Here is a 23,344-nt window from a genome sequence, read left to right as displayed (position 1 = left end):
TTAACAGCCAGAGCGCCCGAAGGACGGGACGTGCGAGGAAAGAAATCCCCACAAACTCGCGCAACAGCAAACACGAGCGTAGCGCTGCGAGATAAGTAATTCCTATCTCCCACAGCCACATTAAATATAAACATAGAACCGAGGAAGCATGAAATTAAACAGCGCTGTTACGAAAGTATATGCTTTCTTCAAGCACCCCACGTCACAACAATCACCACAACAATCACCACAACAATCACCAAAACCCGCACCAAAAAAGCCTAAGTCGCATTTGCGCCGCATTTTAGAACCAATCGCGCTGGCAGTCGCCGCAATCCTATGCTTCACGTACCCAGTGGCGTCTACGCTGTGGAATAACAACGCTTCGAAGCAGCTTTCTGCCGCTTACGACAAGCTTAGCCGCGAGCAGCCTAAAGATGCGCGTGCAATTAGCTTAGATAAGGCGCGCGAGTATAACGCGCATCGTAGCGCTATTTTTACGGCGGATCCTTATAATGGCACGGAAGATTTTAAGAAAACGCCTGAGTATAAGGATTATGAAAAGCAGCTTGATGAGCCGATGGGAATTATGGGAATCGTAAAAATCCCTAAAATCGGCGTAAAGCTGCCGATTTATCACGGCAGTTCTCAGGATGTTTTAGCGTATGGCGCGGGTCACCTGTATGGCACGGATTTGCCGGTTGGCGGCAAAAATAGGCATGCTGTTATTACGGCGCATACGGGTTTGCCGCATGCAACTATGTTTGACGACTTAATCTACCTTAAAAAAGGCGATTTCTTCTATTTTGATGTGCAAGGTAAAACCTTAAGATATAGGGTGTTCCGCATTAGCGTTGTTGACCCGAATGATATTAGGCTTATTCAGCGCGAGAAGGGCCGCGATTTGGCTACGCTGCTTACTTGCACGCCGTACGGTGTGAACTCGCAGAGGCTGCTTGTAACTGGCTACCGTGTGCTGCCGGATCCTGTTAAGCCGCCTGACGATCATTTGCAGTGGCCGCTTTGGATGACGCTGTTTGTTATTGCGCTTGTTGGTTGTGCTGTGATTTTAACTACTATGATTGTTGCAACAATTTCCGCGCGCAAAAATAAGAGGAATATTCGCGGCAGGCATCTGCCTAATGCGTCTAATACGGAGCGTTTGTTAGCGCGCTACTTATCTTCATTGCGGCAGTTTTTGCACAAGCCAAAAACTTCCAGCGTGTGATCAACAACCGTGTATCCGTGGGATTCAGCTACGTTATGAATCCATCCTTCGTCATCGGGTGGCTCAATATCAACTGTTTTTCCGCAGCGTTCGCACACTAAATGATGGTGGTGTGTGTTTTCGTCGCAAATACGGAATAATTGCTGTCCGTTAAAGCGCACAGTGTCTACTTCGCCGCTTTGAGTTAATGCGTTAAGTTGACGATACACTGTTGCTAATCCGATTATTTCTCCGTCTTTGGCGAGTATTCGGTGCAAGTCTTGTGCAGAAACAAAATTGCGAGATTCGCGCAAATAGGAGAGTACGATTTCTTTTTGTCGAGTGTGACGACGTACAGGTTCGCTGGTCATCTCGAATCCTTTCGTTGTTCATCACAGTATTCAAGTTCGTCATCCCAGCAGCCGGTTGAATCTAATGCTGCCGCGGCTTCAACTGGGTCGTCGCTTAGCACTGTAATATGACCCATTTTGCGGTTCTTTCTAACTTCTGCTTTGCCGTAGTCGTGCACATGCCATTCTGGGTGCTCTAAAATAAGCGAGCGCACAGGAGCTACATGCTGTCCGAGCACGTTTACCATAACGGCAGGGGAAAGCAGCTTAGGCTTTTTTAAAGGCCATCCAACAATTCCGCGAATATGAGCTTCGAACTGATCCATATCGCAAGCTTCAATCGTATAATGCCCGGAATTGTGTGGACGTGGAGCAAGCTCGTTTACTACTACTTGATTATCTTTAGTAATAAAAAGCTCAATTCCTAATGTTCCTGCGAGCTCAAATCCGCGGGCTAATCTTAAAGCTAATTCGTGTGCTGCACGCTCAACTTGTGGATCAACTACTGCCGGTGCCAAAGTCATGTGCAAAATACTATTGTGATGCACGTTTTTTACAAGCGGATACGTTACAAAGTCTTTGCCGTTTCCGGAAACAAGAATAGAAGCTTCAAAAGCAAAATCAACGAAACCTTCCAGAATTGAAGGCGGGAATTTGCCGCCGCGGTCTGCGCGATGGTGAATATTTGCAACGTCTTCTTCTGTGCGCAAAACATCCTGACCGTGACCGTCGTAGCCGCCTCGACGAGTTTTCAAAATCGCCGGCAATCCTATTTCGTCAATAGCGGTATCTAAATCGTCAAGATTATTTACTTCGCGCCACGGTGCAGTTTTTGTGCCGTGCTTGTTAATAAACTCTTTTTCAAATACGCGATCTTGGGTTATGCGAAGTAGGTCGGTTCCTTGCGGAATGGCGGTTAAATGGCGGACTTTATCTAATGCGTCTGCGCTAACGTTTTCAAACTCGTATGTTAGTACGTCGCAACGTTCGGCAAGTTCGCGCAAGCCTTCTGGGTCGTCGTAATTAGCTTCAACCTGCAAATCTGCTACTTGGAACACTGGGCAGTCAAGAGTTGGGTCAAGAACGCCAATTCTAAAGCCCATGTGGCGTGCTGCAATAGCCATCATGCGTCCTAACTGGCCGCCGCCAATAATTCCAATCGTGGCTCCTGGCATTAAGCGTTCAACAGCGCCGTTAGTTACTTCAGATAAGGTTGGCATTTGATTCCTCAACTTTCGCTTTGAGTTCTTCGCGATACGCTGCAAGCTCGTTAGCAAGACGCTCGTCGGTTGTGCTTAGAATACTTACGGCAAGCAAGCCTGCGTTTGTTGCTCCAGAATTTCCAACTGCAGTTGTTGCAACAGGAATACCTCCTGGCATTTGCACAATAGAAAGCAAAGAATCCCAGCCCGAAAGTGCGTGAGACTTTACTGGCACGCCTATAACAGGAAGCGTGGTTTGTGCTGCAATCATTCCAGGCAAGTGAGCTGCTCCACCTGCTCCGGCAATAATAATATGGAATCCTTCTTTACGAGCATTGTGCGCGAAGTCTGCCATAAGTTCTGGCGTACGATGTGCAGAAATAACTCTTTTCATGTAAGGAACTTGGAATTTATCTAGGATTTCACAAGCGTGACGCATAGTTTCCCAATCACTTGAAGATCCCATGACGACAGCAACGGTTGGCTTTATTTCTAACACGATGAACCTCCCTGACGTGCAATTGCTACTTTACGCAACACTAGGGAGAACTCGCCGAAGTTTTATGCAAAACTTAACAAATTATTTGTTAAGTTCACTTGTTTTTGGTCGTAATGATTTAGCCATTTCCAAGATTTGTTTTGCACTAGCTTCAGGTAAGTAAGCGTGTGTTACAGCTAAAGATATTTGCGCAAGTTTTGCAGAATCCAAATAGCATACGTAAACTGAGCTCGCTTCCGGCTGGAACTTCTTTTTGAAGAAGTAAAGCGATTTGAATCCGTAGGCAGGTTCCAAAATATCGGACATCATTTCCAGCGCGTGGTTAATAACATTTGAAGATTGTTGAGAATCTGCAATTGTTGCATTTTCGCTGTCTGCGTTTTCAGCGTCGTCGTTTTCACTGTCTGCATTTTTGATTTCTGCGTTTTTGTTCGCTTCGTTTTCACCAATTCCTGCCAAAGGAGCTGCAGATAAGCTCATAAATTCCACAGCAGATTCAGGATTTTCTAATCCTTCGTCGCGCAAGCGTTCTGCCATTCTTGCAATCAGCAATTCCATAATTCCGTTTGGACTATCTGTGCGATGTCGCATAAAATCAAGCGTCCAGCCAATAATTTTATGATCCCTATAAGTAGGCATCCAGCTTGTTACGCCAAGTACGCGCCCATTTTCGTCGATTGCGTACAGTATTTTTACGCGCTCGTCTTGAAGCTCATCCAAGCCACCCAAAGTAAATTTCATTTCTGGAAGAGCTTTAAGCTCAGCCCACTCTTCCGAAATTTCAACAATTTGCTGCTGAACGTCAAAAGAAGCATGTTTATAGGTTGTTAAAATATCGCTTATTCCATCTCGTTTTGCTTTATTTATAGCTGTACGAATATCTTGCCATTTTTTGCCGCGAGTCTGCCACTTGCTTGGGTCTACAAGCATGTCTGTTCCAACTTTAATAGACGTAAAACCAAGCTTTTCTAACTCTTGGCGCACATTCTCATGAACTGCGTAGAATGCTGGAGACCACGAATTTTTTTCGCATAAGCTAATAAATCCACGAAGATCTTGCTTATATTCTTTAGAATCTCCAAAGGGCCCTGTAAGAGTAAGCGCAATATCGTAGCTTAAGCGGTATGCGATTGCGGATTTTCCGCTTGGGGAGAACCAATAATGGTTATTTGGCCAAGTGGTCATGAAGCTCATAGTGTTTCCGCCAAGTTCCACAAGGGAGCTTGCTTTTTCTCTATCTTTTTCGTTGGTTGAAATTTTGCTTCTAAACCATGTAAAGCAAACTATAAAAAGAACAGCCCAAAATATTACGCCAACAGATTGCGCTAATATGGAAGATAGTGGTGTTTCTGTGCGAAGCATTGCGTTAGAACGGTTTCCAAAGCCCATAGGCATCCATCGTCCAGGTAAATCTCGCAAAAGATGATGAATATTTGCAATAGGCTTAAAGTTGTCTGCTATCATAAGGCCAAAAGTTACGTAGCCTACAGCTGTAATCCACAGCGTTACAATAATTGCGATTAACCCTACGCGAACTTGAAAACGACCTGTAGTAATCGAAAAATGCTTAAGATTAATAGCAAGAAGAATAGTCATAAGCAGAGGCGGAAGAGCGGTAAGCATAAACGCAACAGCAACAGCATTATGCTGGTGTATTGAAATATGCTGATTTGTTGCAATAAGCGGCAAAATTGTGAAGTACATTCCAGCATAAAGCACAGTAATTGCGTTAATAACAATGGAAGTCCATGCTGCAAGCTTACGTCCGCGTAACATTCCCCACGCAACAATCAGCATAGTTACAATTGGCAGAAGAATACGAATCCACACTCCGCCAATAGTCGCGTGATGCAATCCAGAATGAAGCAAGCAACTATTGGCACTGTAATTACTAATGCAGCGAGTAACCCACGGCTTTGAGCCCATTTGCGGAGACATAAACAGTCCAAGAGTTGTAAGAATACCGGCGTGGGAGCGTGAAGATAATGCTAATAATGGTCCAAGAGCAATAATTCCTTGAGCGTATGCAAAAAGCTTTCGAATCTCGTAATCTGTGCCTTCCCACCAGTTTACGTTATGCTTTATTCCCTTTGGTTTGCACACAATATTGCCAATAATATGTCCTGTAAAAGCAGCAATAATAGTGCAATAGTCGCCAGGGTTTCCACTATAAAGCATCATTGCAGAAGTAACAGCGTAACCGATTACAAGCATTCGCCTATGCCACAAAATCGATTCGTTTGCCGAAGATGCCATAAAAGCGCCAATAAACAGCGTAAATGGAGACAATCTTATAGGGATTCTAGTAATCCAGTGCATGTTGCTAATAAGCATAGAAAGATTGCCAATAATCGTCAGTCCAACAACTATTCCAATTAGCGTACTAGATACAGCAATAGAAACAATACGAAGTCTGCTTATGCGAGTTTCTGCAACGCCTATAAGAATAATAACGAGGAAACAGTTAACTAAAAGTGAAGGCATGCTGTTTACAAAAACAAGCGAGTGGCAGATTTTTATTAGCAGCTCCGACATGTTTGCATGCCCGAAGAAGAAGCTAGATCCTTTTGCAGGATGGTGTCGCATAAAAAGTTGCGCAAGAGTTGCGTTTGTGCCGTAAGTGTATAAGTGCATTAATGTTCTTGCAAACCAATGTAGGCAATTTATAACAATAAAAATGCATGTGATTGTAAGAGCAAAAACGCGCTGGCGAAGCCAGGAAATAAAGTCGTGCAGAAAAACTCTAATATGGCTAGATGTTTGATTGCTGCTATGGTCTAGGCTTTTTTGTTGACCATCCTCCTGGCTTCTGAGCTTATGCTTATTGAAAAAAGACAGTGCCATATTAGTCTCGATTCACTTTTTTATGAACAAGAATTTTTACATTCGGATACGTGTTTAGATTTGGAACAGTTTTTGAAATGCCTGCTTGTTTGCAGAAAAGATCAAGAACTACTTTCAATCCTGCTTTTACGGTATGCCAATCGTGTCCAGAATTTTTAGCAAGCATTGTTAAAACGTTAATACCTGCGCTGTGTGCGCTTAAAGCAATAGTTGCCTGATTTGCTTGAGATTTAGGATCCCAATAGCCGGCAATAGCATAATAGTTTTGTTTTAGCGGAGCGTTTTTTCGCATTATTTTACTAGGAACGTGACGCTCGTATGCTGAAGTATTTCCGTTAAAGTAGCGTTTAATTGTTTCTTGACGGTTTTGATACGTTGGTTCTAGTTCGCCGCCGGCAGAATACATGCTTCTAAAAATATTCGGATGCGCTGGAACTAATTGAGTAGCGCAAGTTCCGCCTTGAGAAAAGCCTCCCATAAGCCACATGCTTGGGTCTTTGCTTACTGGAAGATTTTTGCGAATCCAGTTAGGCACGTCGCGAATTAAATACGTTTCTGCTTTGCCGTAAACTCCAGTATCTGCACAAAGTGAGTTATGTGTCGCTTCACCGTTTTGATCTGGGGCTACAACAATAGGAGCTAAGCCTTTATGAGATTTTGCGTAATCGTCTAAAGTTTCAGCAATGTCGCTGGCTGCAAAGAAGTGATTTGGGCTACCGGGCTGTCCTGCTAGCATAACCATAACTGGAAGCTTTGGTGGATGCTTTACAAGCGCTGCAGGAGGCAAATAAACGTTTGCTGTGCGAGCTTTGAACTTTGAGTATGTGTTAGGAATGTGTGCTGAGCGAAGAATACCTTTTTTAGGCATTTTTGGAAGCTTATTTTGTTTTGCTAAACTGTACCATTCTTCAATGCTTGCAGTAGCAGATTTTTCCTTATTAACCTCAAGCTTTGGGAAATTACCCATTCCAAAAATTGATCCAAGTGTTGTATATTCGCCGTAAACCATATCAACTCTTAAAGCTGTGCTAATAAGAGTTAAAACAATAGCAATAACAGCAATTAGTCGTTTCCAACCTTTAGTGAACACGAATGCTGTGCCGGCAAAGCCAACAAGAGCAAATCCTATTGCAACGCAAATAATAACAAGCCAACCAAGGCTTACTCCGAACACAAGGAATACGTCTGAAATTAGCCAAGCAATTAATCCGCCAACTATGAAAAATATGCTTGCAACACCTAGCTGTATAAGCAGGTTTATTATGCTAAATAAGTGTTTTGAGCGTTTTGATTTAGTGAAAATCAGCACGAATAAAGTTAAGCCGGTTAAACTAAATAAGCTTGTTGGTAACCAGCCTTGCAAAAGACTTATTTTTGCCAATTGCAGCATGCTTGAATCCTACACTTTCTTGCTTAACTACGTGCAAACAACTTTTAAAGTGAACGATACTCGCAATATTTCACCCAACTGAAATATAGTTTATGTATCTTAATTTTTTCTTAATATTTGCTTTAGTTTTTATAGTTTTTGCTGTTCTATTTTTATAGTTTTTACTGTTCTAATCGTAGTTGCCGAAACATATATTGTAATCCACCGGAAGTATGAAAAATATCAGCATGTCGAGCTACTTGTACTAATAAATATGCAAGTATGACGATAGCAATAACTACAATAATCAATTATTGTGCATGTATAAGGATTCGTTTAGCTAGGAACGATTGGAATTATTATGGATGAAATTGCGCTGGAGTCTTCAAAAAGCGAGAAGGAAGAGGGTGACTATAAGGGGGAAGACTCTAAAGAGCAGAGTAATTCCAAAAATTTCTTTTCATCTTTGCTAAAGATATTAAATAAGCATCAAATAGCTATTCCGCGCTGGCTTTATATAGTATTTTTCGTTCTAAATAGCGTTGGAATGATGGTTATTTTTCAGATGGGCGTGCAAACAGGCTCTCGCAGCCAGGTTTTGAATGGTCTGATTGAAAATATTACGCGAATGTTCAGCAACATTTGGGAAAATTTAAACTTCATATTTGTGCTTAATTTGCTTATTTTTGCGGTTATTTATGGATTAATTATTATTCTTACTAACCGTTTTTGGCTTACTTCAATGGTTTTGCTGTCTCTTTGCATAATTATTTCGATTATTGAGTACATGAAGATTTTTGTGCGAAATGAGGCAATTCTTCCTGCTGACCTGAATTTTTTGCAAAGCGATACTGGTAATATTTCAACATTTTTGCCGCCTAATGCTGGTCGCGTTACTTTATACGCAATAATTTGCGTGATTATTTTCGTTGTAGTTTTTATGACGATTCATTTATTAGATAAGAATCGTGGAAAAGTAGTTTGGTTTGAAGACAAGCGTTTGCGCTACGGCTTTAGAGCTGGAATTTTTGTGCTGATTTTCGCATCTTTCTCCTGGTATGTTGCTTCTGTTGGCACTGTTGGTTCTGTTGCTAATTCTTTTAACCAATTTATGGGCGACCATCCTGCAATGTGGGATTCTGCTTACGATGCGCAACTTAACGGACCAATAGTTGCTTTTACTAGGCAGGTTAATCCAAAAATTATGTCGAAGCCTGCAAACTATAGCGAAGAAACCATGAAACAAGTGGTAGCTCGCTACGAGAAAGTAGCTAAAAAACTTAACGCTTCTCGTAAGAATAAAATAAATAACAGTACTCTTATTGTTATTCTTTCTGAATCTTTTGCAGATCCTTCACGCGTTCCTGGAATTTCTTTTAATAAGGCGATTATTCCTTTTATTGACAGTGTGAAAAAGAATACGGATAGCGGTCTTATGCTTTCTTCCGGCTACGGTGGAGGAACGGCAAATCTTGAATACATGACTATGACCGGTTTAAGCATGGTTAATTTTGATCCTTCGCTTACAAGCCCGTATCAGCAGCTAGTTCCTAAAAAGTCGTGGACTCCAACAATAAACCGTTATTGGAACGATGGTAAAAGCTCTTTGGCTTTCCACCCGTTTGAGCCTTCCATGTATTTGCGCGCTAAGAATTATAAGAAGTTCGGTTTTACTAAGTTCTATTCTTTGCGCAAGCCGGATGTTATTAAGTATCAGAAGCGTATTGATTTAGCGCCGTACGTGTCGGATGATTCCGCATATTCCAGCGTTTTAAAATCTATTTCGCGCAAGTCTTCTCCTGATTTTATTCAGCTTGTTACAATGCAAAATCATATGCCTTATAACGATTGGTATAAGAATAATGATTTTAAGGTGTCTTCTACTGATTCAAGCAAGCCTTTGGGTGAGGAAGAGGCTTCTATTATTCAAACATACGCTAAAGGCGCAAATTATACGGATAAAGCAACTTCTAAGTTCCTTAATAATCTGAACAAACTCAATAAGCCTGTAACCGTGTTGTTCTATGGTGATCATCTTCCTGGAGCATACTCTACAGCTAGTGCGGATAAAAATAATTCTCTTATTTTGCATTTAACAGATTACTTTATTTGGTCAAATAAGGCTGCTAAAGAAAATCTTAAATCTTCTAAGAAGATTCACGCAAAAACAGAATCTTATTCTTCTCCAAACTTCTTTATTTCCCAGGTTGCGCGTCATATGAACGCCAAGGTTTCGCCGTATGTTGCTTTCCTAACAAAGCTTCATAAGCATATTAGTGCAATGGAGCCGCCTGTTGTTAATACAATTCAAGGTTGGGATAGAATCCCTGAGGGTCAACCAATTTACCTTGATCACGACGGTAGGCCAATGGTTTACTCAGCAATGGATGAGCAAACTAAGCAGCTTTTGGACGACTATAAGCTTATACAGTACGATGTTACAGCCGGAAAGAACTACACTCGCAACACTAACTTCTTTAAGATGCCTTAAATAAGCGCTTTTGAAGCTATGTCGTGCCTAAAGAACATGTGTGGAAGATTAAGCTTATCTAGTATGCTGTAGACGTTCTTTTGCGCATCTTCTACGTCTTTTCCGTGCACTTGTACAAGAGCAACTCTACCGGAAGATGTTACAAGATTTCCGGTTTCTTCCTGGCTTTTTACTCCTGCATAATACACGTGTTGACCTTGATTTTCGTCAACAGGAATTTGGGGAAGTGGAGTTCCAGTAACTAAAGTTCCAGGATAGCCTTCGCTTGCAATTATTACGCCGAGCGTAACACCGTTATTTTGCCACGTAAAAGTTGGTGTTTTATGCTGCAAAATATTCCATATTGCATCCCCAAAATCTGAAGTAAGGCGAGGAAGCACAACCTCAGTTTCTGGGTCTCCAAAGCGAGCGTTAAACTCAATAACTTTAGGACCTGTTGCTGTATCAATCAAACCTGCATAAAGTATGCCTGTAAAAGGCGTTCCTTCTTTAGCTAAGCCTTCAACAGTTGGTCGTACAATCTCGTTAATAGCGCGCTCAACTGTTTCGTTACTGATTTGCGGAACTGGGCTGTATGCTCCCATTCCGCCTGTGTTTGGTCCTTTATCTCCGTCGTAAGCGCGCTTATGATCTTGTGAAATTGGCATAACCCAAAAATCAGTGCCGCTTACAAAACTCATAAGCGAAAACTCTTGACCTTGCAAAAATTCTTCAATAACAACTTTTGCTCCGGCAGATCCAAAACGATGATCAACAAAAATATCTTCCAAAGCATCAACTGCTGTTTGCTCATCCATAGCAACAGTTACGCCTTTTCCTGCGGCTAAACCGTCTGCTTTAATAACAATTGGAGCACCATGCTCAAGCACGTATGCGCGTGCTGGTTCCAAAGCGTCAAAAGTTTGGTAGGCTGCTGTTGGAACGTTGTGGCGATGCATAAGCTTTTTTGCAAAGTCCTTAGAGCCTTCAATTTGAGCCGCAGCCTTGTTTGGCCCAAAAGCTGGAATGTTATTGGCTTCAAAATCGTCCACGATTCCGTTCATAAGCGGCACTTCTGGGCCAATAAACGCAAAGTCGTAGTTGTGCTCTTTAACGAAGTTAATAAGAGCTTCGTGATCTGATTGGCTTATGTTTACGGTTTTAATTCCATCGGCTGCAATACCCGGGTTTCCTGGCGCAACCGTTACTTCTTCAACGCTTTCGCCTTTAAGAAGCGCGTGTGCAATAGCGTGTTCTCTAGCGCCGGAACCAACAACTAAAACTTTCATTTTTTGTCCTTTATAGTTTTATTGCAACTCAACTGCAGCGTTTTCGCGCTCAATCATTTTGCCAATAACATAAGCTGTTTCATTATTTTCGCTTAGTGTGTTCAGTGCTTCTTCGGCCTTGCTTTCATCAACCGCCAAAACCATGCCGATTCCCATGTTAAAAACATTGAACATTTCGTCATGAGCAACTTTGCCAGCTTTTTCAATAACGTCAAAAATAGGCGGAACATTCCAGCTTGACGTATCGATTTTTGCGGCCAAATCATCCGAGTACATGCGTGGAATATTCTCAATAAATCCGCCGCCTGTAATGTGAGCTACTCCCTTAATAAGATGCTTCGCAAAAAGTGGTTTCAAAGCTTTTACATAAATTCGCGTAGGTTCGAGCAGAACTTCGCCAAGCGTTTTTCCGTCAAGCTCTTCAAGTTTGGTGTTTACGTCGTAGCCTGCTTCTTCAAACAAAGCTTTACGCACAAGCGAGAATCCGTTCGAGTGAACTCCAGAAGAAGGCAAGCCTATGAGAACGTCGCCAGTGGTAATTGCCGATCCGTCAACAATATTTGAGCGTTCTGCAACGCCAACTGCAAAACCTGCAAGATCGTACTCGTCTTCTGCGTACATTCCAGGCATTTCAGCAGTTTCTCCGCCAATTAAGCCTGCTTCTGATTGAACGCAACCGTCTGCAACTCCTGCAACAACCTGCTCAAGTAGTGCAGGATTATTTTTTCCGCAAGCAATGTAGTCAAGGAAGAACAGTGGTTCAGCGCCTTGCGCTGCAATATCGTTTACGCACATAGCAACGCAATCAATGCCGATTGTATCGTGCTTATTCATCATTTTGGCAACCATAAGCTTGGTTCCAACGCCATCCGTGCCAGAAATCAGCACTGGCTCCTTGTAACCGAGGGACGCCAAGTCGAATAATCCACCGAATCCGCCGATGCCACCTACAACGCCTGGACGCTTCGTGCGATTTACATGCGATTTAATACGACGTACTACTTCGTATCCTGCTTCTACGCTTACGCCAGCTTCATCATATGCGTGTGGCATGTTGATTCCTTTCCTAAGTTGTTATAAGTATTTTCTTAAATTTTGTTAATCAATTGCCGTAAATCAGTAAAATATTAAGTTATATAAGGTTTTCGTGTGAATATTTACTGTGCTTCCTTACTTCCTGCAAATGCTCGCGTTCTTCAGGAGTAAGTGAAGCCAAGAATTCTTCGCCGTAATCATCCAGTGCAGTAGGGTAGTCGCCATTAAAGTATGCAACGCACAATCCGCCATAAGGAGCAGGCTTATTTAACCCAATTGACTCAACAAGTCCGTCCAAAGACAGGAACGCAAGAGAATCAGCATCAATATACTCGCGAATTTCTTCAACTGAATGTTTTGCTGCAATAAGTTCTTTAGTTGTTTGAATATCAATACCGTAGAAGCAAGGATATTTAAGAGGTGGGGAAGAAATACGCATATGCACTTCTTTAGCGCCAGCTTCTCGAAGCAATTGCACAATGCGCTTAGAAGTTGTGCCGCGCACGATTGAATCGTCAATAACAATAACGCGTTTTCCTTCAACAACACTGCGCACAGCAGAAAGTTTCATGCGCACACCCTGCTCACGCAATTCTTGAGTTGGCTGAATAAAAGTGCGAGCCACATACTGGTTTTTTATTAATCCCATTTCGTTAGGAAGGCCACTTGCTTCTGCGTATCCTGCGGCTGCAGAAAGAGAAGAGTTAGGAACTCCAATAACCATGTCTGCTTCAACAGGGGATTCTTGAGCTAAACGAGATCCCATGCGCTTTCTTGCAGCATGCACGTTAATTCCGTAAATATTAGAATCTGGGCGAGCAAAGTAAATAAACTCCATTGAGCACACTGCATGCTGCACGTTATCCGTGTAGCGCTCAATCTTGTAACCTTCGTCGTTAATAACGATTATTTCTCCAGGCTCAATATCTCGAATAAATTCGGCGCGAACAATATCAAAAGCGCAAGTTTCAGAAGAAAGAACATAGGCTCCGTTTTGCATGCGACCAAGAGAAAGCGGGCGGAATCCGTTTGGATCCGTAGCACCAATTAAAGAATCTTCTGTAAGAAGCAGGTAAGCAAATCCGCCGTGAACAGTTAGTAATGCTTCTTTAAGACGTTCCATAAAAGTTGGTTTACTGGAGCGGCGAATCAAATGCATCAATATTTCAGTGTCGGAATTTGAGTGGAGAATAGCGCCATTGTCTTCTAAAGAATTGCGTAAGCTTGTGCAATTCGTTAAATTTCCGTTATGAGCTAAAGCTACATCTCCATCGTGGAAGCGGAATAAGAAAGGTTGAATGTTATCAACACTTCCAGATCCTGCAGTAGCGTAACGCACATGGCCAATAGCACGATTTCCCGTTAAACGTTCCATAACCTGCTCGTTGCTAAAAACCTGCGTAAGTAGGCCTAGTCCGCGATATCCGTGAAGAGTGCCGTTATCGTTAGATACTATTCCAGCTCCCTCTTGGCCGCGATGCTGAAGCGCATGCAAACCAAAATAAGTGAGCCTTGAAGCATCTTTGTGACCCCAAACACCAAACACTCCGCACTCTTCGTGAATGTCTTCAAGCTCTGCAGACATATTTAACCCCCTTGTAGTCGCTTACTTTAATTCGCGAAACTATACTCATTGTTGCACACGCTTCTAATAAGATAATGTTACGTTTCATGCTTTGCTCATACTCACGCCGTGAAGTACTGAACTCCAGCATCAAACAGTGGCTGTTCGTGGAAATCAGGAATGTTCACGTACAAGCCTTCGCCTGCTCGTTCGCAATGACCCATCTTTCCAAAAACTCGGCCATCTGGGCTGGTAATTCCTTCAACGGACATAATCGATCCGTTTGGATTCACGTTCAAACTCATGCTTGGAACGCCGTTACTGTCAACGTATTGCGTAGCTACTTGGCCGTTAGCAATAAGCTTTTCCATAACTTCTGGCGTTGCAATAAAACGACCTTCGCCGTGAGAAATAGCAACAGTGTGAATATCGCCAACTTTAGTATTTTTAAGCCATGGAGACATGTTTGAAGCAACGCGCGTGCGCACAATTCTGCTTTGATGCCTGCCAATCGTGTTATAAGTAAGCGTTGGGCAGTTAGAATCCATAGGAACAATATCGCCAAAAGGCACCAAACCAAGCTTAATAAGCGCTTGGAAACCGTTGCAAATGCCCAGCATAAGTCCGTCTCGATTCTTAAGCAAATCGCGCACAGCGTCAGTCACTTCCGGATTTCTAAAGAAGGATGCAATAAACTTTGCTGAACCGTCCGGCTCGTCGCCGCCGGAGAAGCCGCCAGGAATCATAACAATCTGGCTCTTATTAATCTCCTCAACAAGTTTCTTTGCAGACTCGGCAATATCTTTAGCGCTCAAGTTGTTAATAATAAGCGTATGAGCGTCGGCACCTGCACGCTCGAAAGCAGCTTGAGTATCGTACTCGCAATTATTTCCAGGGAAGACTGGAATAATAACGCGCGGGTGAGAAAGCGGCTTTGGCTTTCCTGTGTGCGCGTGGTTTGTAGTAGAAGCATTATTTTCGTTACTAATAGTTTCTACAATCTCACCAGGCTTTTTATATGGGAAGATTGAGGAAAGTTCGCTTTCCCAAATCTTTTGCAAATCGCTTAAATCAACTTCTTCGCCATTTGCGGAAATAATTGCGTAATTCTCAGTCGTTTCGCCAATAATCGAAATATCAACCAAGCTTGTGTTATCTGAAGATGGAACCTCAGCGTTTTCTTTAAGCTCAACGTAGAAGCTTCCGTATGCTGGCTTAAATAAATCATCGTTGCTTAAATTGTTGAATAATTTAAGACCAATATGATTTCCAAGCGTCATCTTGAATAAGATTTCCGCGCTCGCACCGTAGCCAGGAGTTGCAACAGCAAGAGCTTGCTTGTTCTTCGTAATATTTTCGATTAATTCAAGAGTTTTAAGGAAACTTTCCTTTTCTGGAGTAATTCCGTCGGATTTATATTGTGGAGCAATTCGCAAAACCTTATGATTTACGCCCTTAAATTCTGGCGAAACAGTTAAACGCGCATCTCCAGTAGAAACAGCAAAGGAAATTAAAGTTGGTGGAACATCCAAATTCTCAAAACTGCCGCTCATAGAATCTTTGCCGCCAATAGCGCCAACACCAAAATCAAGCTGAGCGCTTAAAGCGCCAAGAACTGCTGCAGCTGGCTTTCCCCAACGTTCTGGAACATCGTGAGGCTTGCCAAAATACTCTTGCAAACTCAAGTAAGCACGTTCTCGCGTGAAACCGCTTGCTGCAAGCTTTGCCAAAGACTCAACAACCGCAACATAAGCTCCAGTAAACTGATTCTTTTCCATCAAATACGGATTAAAGCCCCAAGCCATTGCGGAAGCAGTGTTTGTTTCGCCAAATACTGGGAATTTAGCAACCATAGCTTGAGCTGGAGTAAGCTGACGACGACCGCCAAAAGGCATAAGCACAGTTGCTGCACCAATTGTAGAATCGAAACGTTCTGCCAAACCCTTGTTTGAAGCAATATTAATGTTTGAAACAAGTAAGCGTATACGCTCAGTGAGAGTCAAATTAGACTGATCCTGCCATGGGTTCGTATAAGATTTTCCACTTTCAATATGAAGAACCTGCTGTTTTGGAGCACCGTTAGAAGCCAAGAATGCGCGGCTTAAGTCCACAATGGTTTTTCCGCGCCAAGTCATGCGCATACGGGCTTCTTTGGTAACAGTCGCAATGATTTCTGCTTCCAAATTTTCTTCACGAGCGTACTTTAAGAATTCTTCAGCATCACTTGAAGCAACGTCAACAGCCATGCGCTCCTGGGATTCAGAAATAGAAAGCTCAGTGCCGTCAAGACCCTCGTACTTTTTAGAAACCTTGTCGAGATTGATAGTTAAGCCGTCTGCAATTTCGCCAGTTGCAACAGAAACGCCGCCCGCACCAAAATCATTACAACGCTTAATAAGCTGGCAAGCATCCTTGCGGCGGAAAAGTCGCTGCAATTTGCGTTCAATAGGAGCGTTACCTTTTTGAACTTCTGCTCCACATTCTTCAATACTTTCAACATCCTGCGCTTTAGAAGCGCCGGTAGCTCCGCCAATTCCGTCGCGTCCAGTGCGTCCGCCAAGAAGAATAATCACGTCTCCTGGAGCAGGAGTTTCCCTGCGCACATGGTCGGCTGGGGTAGCGGCAACAACCGCACCAACTTCCATACGCTTAGCAACATAGCCCGGGTGGTATAACTCGTGCACTTCGCCAGTAGCTAAACCAATCTGATTTCCATAAGAAGAGTAGCCTGCTGCAGCAGAAGTTACAATCTTTCGTTGTGGAAGCTTACCGTTTAAAGTTTCACTAATAGGAGTACGCGGATCTGCAGCGCCGGTTACGCGCATAGCTTGGTAAACGTAGGAACGTCCAGAAAGAGGGTCTCGAATGCAGCCACCAATGCAAGTTGCAGCGCCACCAAAAGGCTCAATTTCAGTAGGATGATTATGCGTTTCGTTCTTAAACAGGAACAGCCAATCCTCATCGTGGCCGTTTACATCAACCTTAACTTTTACAGTGCAAGCGTTGATTTCTTCCGACTCATCCAAATTTTTAAGCTCGCCAGTATGCTTCAAATATTTAGCACCAATAGTTGCCATATCCATTAAGCAAACAGGTTTATTTTCGCGATTTAACTTTTTTCGCAAATCAAGATAACGATTAAACGCTTCTTGAACTGTGCTATCGTCAATCGTAATATTTGTAAGCTCAGTGCCAAAAGTAGTATGACGGCAGTGGTCGGACCAGTACGTATCAATAACGCGAATCTCTGTAATAGTAGGATTGCGATTTTCTTCCCTAAAGTATTGCTGGCAGAACTTTGCGTCAGCCAAATCCATAGCCAAACCGCGATCCTCAATAAACTTTTGCAATCCAGCTTCGTCTAAACTGTTAAAAGTATCAATTACTTCAACGTCTGCAGGAACTACTGTTTCTCGCTGCAAGCTTTTTACTTCGTCAAGACTTGCCTCTCGAGCCTCAACAGGATTGATAACGTAATGCTTAATAGCATCCATGGCTTCTTCGTCAAGATTGCCTTTTAGCGCAATTACTTTAGCAGTGCGCACAGTTGGGCGCTCGCCTTGACTAATAAGCTGAATACACTCGCTTGCGGATTGCGCGCGCTGGTCGAACTGACCAGGCAAAAATTCAACAGCAAACACGTGCTCGTTTGTTTCAATAGGCAAATAGTCGTAGGTGTTATCAACCGGCGGCTCGCTTAATACAGTTCGCACAGCAGTATTGAACAAATCTCCATCAATACCTTCTAAATCGTATCTGTTGATAATTCGTGCGGAAGTAATCGCGCTTATGCCAAGAATTTCCTTAAGCTCATGTAAAAGCTGCTGAGCTTGAACGTCAAAACCATTGCGTTTTTCCACATATACGCGAAATACCACGAGAAACCTACCTTGTTGAAAGTGCGGTATAGCAGTGTTTGTTATGGGCTTTTAAGTTATAAATTGTGGGTTAAGTTATGTGTTAAGTTGTGGTTTTAAATTATTGGTTAAATTATTGGTTAAATTATGTAAGAATGCGTGTGGCTCGCACCCCTAAAGGCACGAGCCACAACGAAATCTTATCGGTTCACACAATCATCTGGTTTACGCACGCAAAAGTCTAAACCTTCGCTTTTTGCTAAGTTTTCCAGCCTGATGTGAATTTCTTCATAAGCTGGGATTATGTCTCCCAAATCGCGTCGGAATAAGTCTTTATCCAAATGGCTTACGCCGTTTTCACCAGCATTGCCGCCAGCATTGCGCTTATCCCAAAGTCTGCAAGTATCAGGCGTAATTTCGTCTGCAAGAAGAATATTTCCTTGCGCGTCTACGCCCTCTTCAATCTTGAAGTCAACAAGCTGAACATCAATCTTGGAGAAAATATCAAGCAAAGCATTGTTTACAGCGTGAGCTTGGCGAGTAATTTCCGCCATCTCTTCGTCTGTAGCTAAACCTAAAGCCACAACGCCTTCTGGGTTAATAAATGGATCGCCAAGTTCGTCGGACTTCACGCAGAACTCCAACAATGGCTTCTTTAATGGTGTTCCTTCTTTAACGTTATAACGTTTTGCGAAAGAACCGGCAGCAGTATTGCGCATAATAATTTCCAGCGGAAACATGCGCATACGCTTTACGAGTTGTTCGGTATCGGAAATACGTCCGAGGAAGTGGCTTTTTACGCCGCGCGCCTCAAGTAAATGGAATAGTAAAGAAGTAATCCGGTTGTTTAAACTGCCTTTACCGGCGATCTGAGCTTTCTTCAGACCGTTACCAGCGGTTGCCTGGTTCATATATTCGACCCAGAGCACATTGGTGTCATCGGTAGCGTACAGTTTTTTGGCTTTGCCTTCATACAACTTGTCAAGTTTTTCCATGATATGCCCTCTCTTACGTGCATTCATAGTTGTAGGCGCAAACCAACAGTATTTGTAGGTTTACCTGACCTTGGCCAGCACGATTAGCGTAACAATTGTTACCTACAAAATTTCCGGCAAATATTGCATAGATGCAATATAAATTATTGTTTAATACCTTTATTTTCAAAGTATTTCAGCATTTGAGCTATCCGTCTGCAATGCTCTTACAATGCGTGTCGCATTTTTTCTTGCATCCTCTTGATTAGATCCCGTAGCAAGAGCCACTGCCATACGTCTGCGGCCGTGAACTGCAGGCTTAGCAAAAATACGCAAGCCGCTTCGATAATTTTCGTCCGCTTGTAAAGCTTTGGAAATATTAGTAAAGCCAACTTCTCCTTCGCCTTTAACAACAATTGCATGACTTGCTGCAACCTCGTTATCTTTTAACGAAAGCGAAGTGTAGTTTGCTGTAACAGGCACACCTAAAATAGCGAGCGCATGAAGCGCAAACTCGCTGTAATGCTGTGAAATCATAGTTACCATGCCAGTATCGTGTGGGCGAGGAGAAAGCTCGTTAAAAAGCAACGAGCCATCTTTTAACACAAATAACTCAACGCCGTAAACGCCCCAACCGGTTTCGTTTGCATCATGCGCAATATTAGTTAAACCTTCTACAGCGCGCTTCGCAATATTTTTTGCATTATTTCGTATTTCTTCAGGAATATTCGCAGGCTGCCAAGATTCTCTATAGTCTCCGTCTTGCTGACGCTGAGCAATCGGTTCGCAAGTAGTAATTCCTGCGCAAGAGCTTACTGTTAAAACTGTAAGCTCGTAGTCAAGCGGAGCTAAAGCTTCAACAATAACGCGAGAACACTCGTTTTCGTGACCAGCTGCCGCGCGCCTTCCATGCTGAGCTTCATCCCACGCAGCTTTAAGCGCTTCCGGGCTTTTAACTATAGACTGGCCGTGTCCGGAAGAGCTCATAACAGGCTTAACAACGCAAGGGTAGCCAACGATTTTTGCGCCGTCGTCTAATTCCTCGTAAGAGGACGCAAAACGGTATGGGGTAGTAGGCAAACCTAAATCTTCGTGAGCAATCCTACGCAAGCGCTCGCGATCCATTGCAATTGCTGCAATATCTGTGCTAGGAACAACCTGGATTTTATTATTCGCTGCATTTTTCAAAACTTTAGTTGCGATTGCTTCAACTTCCGGAATAATAATATTCGGATGCACTTCGTCAATAAGATTTTGAAGAGAAGCAGCATCAGACATATCTAACACTCTGTATTCGTGAGCTATTTGCATGGCAGGAGCGTTCTTATAGCTGTCTGCAGCGCAAACGCGCACGCCTAATCGCATAAGCTCAATAGCAATTTCCTTGCCAAGCTCACCTGAGCCAAGAAGAAGTGCTGTCAGGTTGTTACTGTTTTCAGTTACGCCAAATATGCGCTGATTTTGCTCAGAAAAACTCATATGTCTATTGTTGCATTTGCTATTGTCGAATAATTTATGTTGTTACTACGACGCGCCGAGGTGTGTTGCGCTGGCGTAAATCAAGAAAATCGTGTATAGTATTCCTCTGTTGTGTGATTCGATTCGTTTATTTGTTTATTCGTTTCATTTGTTTCACGCGCATGGTGGCTATAGCTCAGTCGGTAGAGCATCTGATTGTGGTTCAGAAGGTCGCGCGTTCAAGCCGCGTTAGCCACCCCACTTAAACGGCGGGTATTTACCTGCCGTTTTTTGTTTTAGACGCACTTTTTTGCCGCTTACCATATTTTTTAAATAACCTCAGCCTATGGAGTAGACTGGTATGGTTACACATATGTATGTTGTTGTTGGATAACTTTCGTACTAATAGCACATGGTGCAGAAGGAGTCTTGTATGGCTGGTAAGGCAGCGCCTAAGGAACCATGGTGGCAGACAATGCTTCTGTTTGTGCCAAGACTTTTAGGCAAAGCAGTTCGCTCACTTTTTGGGGTAGGTGAATACGATGAAGCTTACCGCAGAGATGGCTTATGCTTTGTTATGCTAATTCTTGCCGTACTATTCTGCGCTTCTGAATGGTTTCATGTAAGTGGTTTTATTGGCGTTGGGCTGCATATTTTAGCTTCGGGTGCTCTCGGCGTTATGAGCGTTGTGCTTCCTGTGTGGCTAAGTATTATTGCTTTTCGCTTAATGCGAAATAGTGGCGCAAAATCTGGGAATCATCGAGTTGTTTTTGGTTTTATTATTCTTCTGTGCTCTATATGCTCGATTCTCGATATTTCTCTTGCGTCTAAAAGTCACGCTTTTGATTTTGAATCAGTTAGAAAAGCGGGTGGATTGCTAGGTTTTGCTTTAGGCTCTCCACTGTCTTGGGGTTTTTCTCGCATATTTGCTCTCATAATTTTTGTAATCATCTCTATTTTTGCAGTTTTAATGATTGCTCGTCTTCACGTAAGCGATATTGCAAATTGTGTTGCGTCAATCTTCTCAAAGAAAAACAAGAAAAACGCGCAGGATGAGGATTCTTTAGACGAGTCAGACGAGTCAGACGAATCAGACGATGCGAATGAATCAATTAAATCAGGTAAAACTAAAGATTCATATGAAGATAAGCCTTTGGAATTTGCTGAAGGTGTGCCAACTCACGACGGAAAATCTTCTAAAAAAGAAAGCGCTAATTTAGGCGCAGCTTACTTGCTTAAATTGTGGAAATCACTATTTAATCGCAAAAATAAAGAAAAAGACAATACTTTGCTCGACGAATATGCTGGAGATGACGCATTTTTGCATGCTGCAGCTGTTAATGCAGAAACAAGTGAAAATCTTGAGCGTGTTAAACCTCAGCGCGTTAGAACAGTAAGCAATCTTGAAGGCTACAGCGAGAATTATATTCCTGTAGATGCTAAAGATTCTTCAGATTCTTCGCAATCAAACAATAATGAATCGGGCCATAATCCTAGAAGCGCTTCTTCTTCGCCAATACTAACTTCTGCAGAAACCTTGCCTAAAGCTCCTATGAGCGCTTCTGTTGATTCTGCTAAGGATCCGTGGTCTAGTATTCCGGCGGAGCAAATGGATCAATATAGAAAAGATCAAGAAAACGAAGATAATTTAGCCGACGAAAGCGCTAAAAATAATCTAAACTCCTCGGAAGATTCCGCTTTACAACCGTACAGGCTTCCTGATTTGAACATTCTTGCTCATGGAAAGCCTCATGCTGCTAGAACCCAAGCAAACGACAATGTTATTCGCGCTCTAACTTCCACTTTTGAACAGTTTGACGTCGATGCTCGCGTAATCGGTTTTCTTAGAGGACCTTCTGTTACGCAGTACGAGGTTGAGCTTGGTCCTGGCGTTAAGGTTGAAAAAGTTACGAATTTGCAAAAAAATATTGCATACGCTGTAGCTAGTACGGATGTGCGTATTTTGTCTCCAATTCCAGGAAAGTCTGCTATTGGTATTGAAATTCCAAACGTAGACCGCGAAATTGTGCATTTGGGAGATGTTTTGCGCTCGCAAAAAGCCATGAATGACCCTAATCCTATGCTTACAGGCGTTGGAAAAGATGTTGAAGGTCATTTCGTAACGGCAGCTCTAGATAAAATGCCACATTTGCTTGTTGCTGGTGCTACTGGTTCTGGTAAGTCGAGTTTTATTAACTCAATGCTTACTTCGATTATTATGAGGGCCACTCCTGAGCAAGTTCGCATGATTATGGTTGATCCTAAGCGAGTGGAGCTTTCCGCGTACGCTGGCATTCCGCATTTGCTTACGCCGATTATTACGGATCCTAAGAAGGCAGCTCAAGCTCTTGAGTGGGTTGTTAAAGAGATGGATGCTCGCTACGACGACTTGCAATTCTTCGGTTTCCGCCATGTTAAAGATTTCAACAAGGCTGTTCGTGAAGGCAAAGTTCATGCACCGGCTGGATCTGAGCGAAAAGTTGCTCCATACCCGTATTTGCTTGTGGTTGTGGACGAGATGGCTGATTTAATGATGGTTGCTAAGAACGATGTTGAAAGTTCTATTCAGCGCATTACTCAGCTTGCTCGAGCTGCAGGCGTGCATTTGGTTCTTGCTACTCAGCGTCCGTCCGTTGACGTTGTAACCGGCTTAATTAAGGCGAATATTCCTTCCCGCTTAGCTTTTGCTACTTCGTCTGCCACTGATTCCAGGGTTATTCTCGATACTGTTGGTGCGGAAACTTTGATTGGTCAAGGTGACGCTTTGTTCCTTCCAATGGGTGCTGCAAAACCTCAGCGTGTGCAGGGTTCATGGGTGAGTGAGTCGGAGATTCGTAAAGCTGTGGAATACGTGCGCACTCAGCGCAAGCCAAAGTATCGTGAAGATATTGAGCAAATGGCTCAAAAAGCGGATGCTCAAGCTCAAAACAAGCTTAAAACAAGCGATATTGGAGACGATATGGACGAGTTGCTTCAGGCTGCTGAGCTTGTTGTTGGTTCTCAGTTTGGCTCTACTTCAATGCTTCAGCGTAAGCTGCGTGTTGGTTTTGCTAAGGCTGGGCGACTTATGGATTTGCTGGAATCTCGCGGCGTTGTGGGGCCTTCTGAAGGTTCTAAAGCTCGCGAAGTTTTGGTTCAGCCGGAAGATTTGCCAAAAGTTTTGGCATTTATTCGTGGCGAGTCTGACTCGTTGTAAAATAGTGTTATTGTGTTGCACAACTATGTTGGGTGGCGCGCTAGAAGTTTT

General features: G+C 43.0%; 14 protein-coding genes and 1 tRNA gene. 4 read left to right on the top strand and 11 right to left on the bottom strand.

The window, feature by feature from the left end:
• Window positions 1-148 precede the first annotated feature (148 nt).
• Window positions 149-1,207 carry a class C sortase gene (locus ACLD5M_RS01540; protein WP_410314421.1) on the top strand — a complete coding sequence of 353 codons (1,059 nt, stop codon included), beginning with the start codon at window positions 149-151 and terminating at the stop codon, window positions 1,205-1,207.
• On the opposite strand, the gene ACLD5M_RS01535 is transcribed toward ACLD5M_RS01540, so the two are convergent.
• The 5 genes from ACLD5M_RS01535 to ACLD5M_RS01515 form a co-directional block, all read right to left on the bottom strand.
• Window positions 1,153-1,557 (bottom strand): Fur family transcriptional regulator, encoded by a 405-nt coding sequence (locus ACLD5M_RS01535; RefSeq protein WP_410314420.1) that lies wholly within the window; start codon window positions 1,555-1,557, stop codon window positions 1,153-1,155. The genes ACLD5M_RS01540 and ACLD5M_RS01535 overlap by 55 nt on opposite strands.
• Window positions 1,554-2,756, bottom strand: coding sequence for a 5-(carboxyamino)imidazole ribonucleotide synthase (gene purK, locus ACLD5M_RS01530; protein ID WP_246905527.1), 1,203 nt, complete (start codon window positions 2,754-2,756; stop codon window positions 1,554-1,556). Before purK ends, ACLD5M_RS01535 begins: the two co-directional genes overlap by 4 nt.
• The gene (gene purE, locus ACLD5M_RS01525; RefSeq protein ID WP_410314538.1) at window positions 2,740-3,204 is read right to left on the bottom strand and encodes a 5-(carboxyamino)imidazole ribonucleotide mutase; all 465 of its coding nucleotides are present in this window, start codon (window positions 3,202-3,204) and stop codon (window positions 2,740-2,742) included. The genes purK and purE overlap by 17 nt, the downstream gene beginning before the upstream one ends.
• A gap of 114 nt (window positions 3,205-3,318) precedes the next feature.
• Window positions 3,319-6,081 carry a bifunctional lysylphosphatidylglycerol flippase/synthetase MprF gene (locus ACLD5M_RS01520; protein ID WP_410314419.1) on the bottom strand — a complete coding sequence of 921 codons (2,763 nt, stop codon included), beginning with the start codon at window positions 6,079-6,081 and terminating at the stop codon, window positions 3,319-3,321.
• Between the two features lies 1 nt (window position 6,082).
• A complete protein-coding gene (locus tag ACLD5M_RS01515) occupies window positions 6,083-7,471 on the bottom strand; it encodes an alpha/beta hydrolase-fold protein (RefSeq protein WP_410314418.1) in 1,389 nt (462 codons plus the stop codon).
• A 340-nt stretch (window positions 7,472-7,811) separates the two neighbouring features.
• Here ACLD5M_RS01515 and ACLD5M_RS01510 point away from each other — a divergent pair, with 340 nt between their 5' ends.
• On the top strand, window positions 7,812-9,941 hold the full coding sequence (locus tag ACLD5M_RS01510; RefSeq protein WP_410314417.1) for an LTA synthase family protein: 2,130 nt from the start codon (window positions 7,812-7,814) through the stop codon (window positions 9,939-9,941).
• On the opposite strand, the gene purD is transcribed toward ACLD5M_RS01510, so the two are convergent.
• The 6 genes from purD to purT form a co-directional block, all read right to left on the bottom strand.
• Window positions 9,938-11,209: a phosphoribosylamine--glycine ligase gene (gene purD, locus ACLD5M_RS01505; protein WP_410314416.1), complete on the bottom strand. Its 1,272-nt coding sequence runs from the start codon at window positions 11,207-11,209 to the stop codon at window positions 9,938-9,940. The two genes, ACLD5M_RS01510 and purD, sit on opposite strands and share 4 nt — an antisense overlap.
• An 18-nt stretch (window positions 11,210-11,227) precedes the next feature.
• Complete coding sequence (gene purM, locus ACLD5M_RS01500) at window positions 11,228-12,262, bottom strand: phosphoribosylformylglycinamidine cyclo-ligase (RefSeq protein ID WP_410314415.1); 1,035 nt, start codon at window positions 12,260-12,262, stop codon at window positions 11,228-11,230.
• Window positions 12,263-12,341: 79 nt separating this feature from the next.
• Window positions 12,342-13,829, bottom strand: coding sequence for an amidophosphoribosyltransferase (gene purF, locus ACLD5M_RS01495; RefSeq protein WP_410314414.1), 1,488 nt, complete (start codon window positions 13,827-13,829; stop codon window positions 12,342-12,344).
• A gap of 101 nt (window positions 13,830-13,930) precedes the next feature.
• Window positions 13,931-17,686 carry a phosphoribosylformylglycinamidine synthase gene (locus ACLD5M_RS01490; protein ID WP_410314413.1) on the bottom strand — a complete coding sequence of 1,252 codons (3,756 nt, stop codon included), beginning with the start codon at window positions 17,684-17,686 and terminating at the stop codon, window positions 13,931-13,933.
• 179 nt (window positions 17,687-17,865) lie between these two features.
• On the bottom strand, window positions 17,866-18,660 hold the full coding sequence (gene purC, locus ACLD5M_RS01485) for a phosphoribosylaminoimidazolesuccinocarboxamide synthase (RefSeq protein ID WP_004135336.1): 795 nt from the start codon (window positions 18,658-18,660) through the stop codon (window positions 17,866-17,868).
• 165 nt (window positions 18,661-18,825) lie between these two features.
• The gene (gene purT, locus ACLD5M_RS01480) at window positions 18,826-20,118 is read right to left on the bottom strand and encodes a formate-dependent phosphoribosylglycinamide formyltransferase (RefSeq protein WP_004135333.1); all 1,293 of its coding nucleotides are present in this window, start codon (window positions 20,116-20,118) and stop codon (window positions 18,826-18,828) included.
• Between the two features lie 164 nt (window positions 20,119-20,282).
• Between purT and ACLD5M_RS01475 the strand changes: the two genes are divergently transcribed.
• Window positions 20,283-20,358: transfer RNA gene (locus ACLD5M_RS01475), tRNA-His, on the top strand.
• Between the two features lie 151 nt (window positions 20,359-20,509).
• Window positions 20,510-23,293, top strand: a complete 2,784-nt coding sequence (locus ACLD5M_RS01470) for a DNA translocase FtsK 4TM domain-containing protein (RefSeq protein WP_410314412.1) — start codon at window positions 20,510-20,512, stop codon at window positions 23,291-23,293.
• The last annotated feature ends 51 nt before the right edge of the window (window positions 23,294-23,344 follow it).

Origin of the sequence: Gardnerella sp. Marseille-Q9185, from assembly GCF_046508745.1 — a bacterium.
Lineage (GTDB): Bacteria > Actinomycetota > Actinomycetes > Actinomycetales > Bifidobacteriaceae > Bifidobacterium > Bifidobacterium greenwoodii.
The sequence above is the reverse complement of the archived record's forward strand: the minus strand, read 5'-3'. Positions and strand labels throughout refer to the sequence as shown.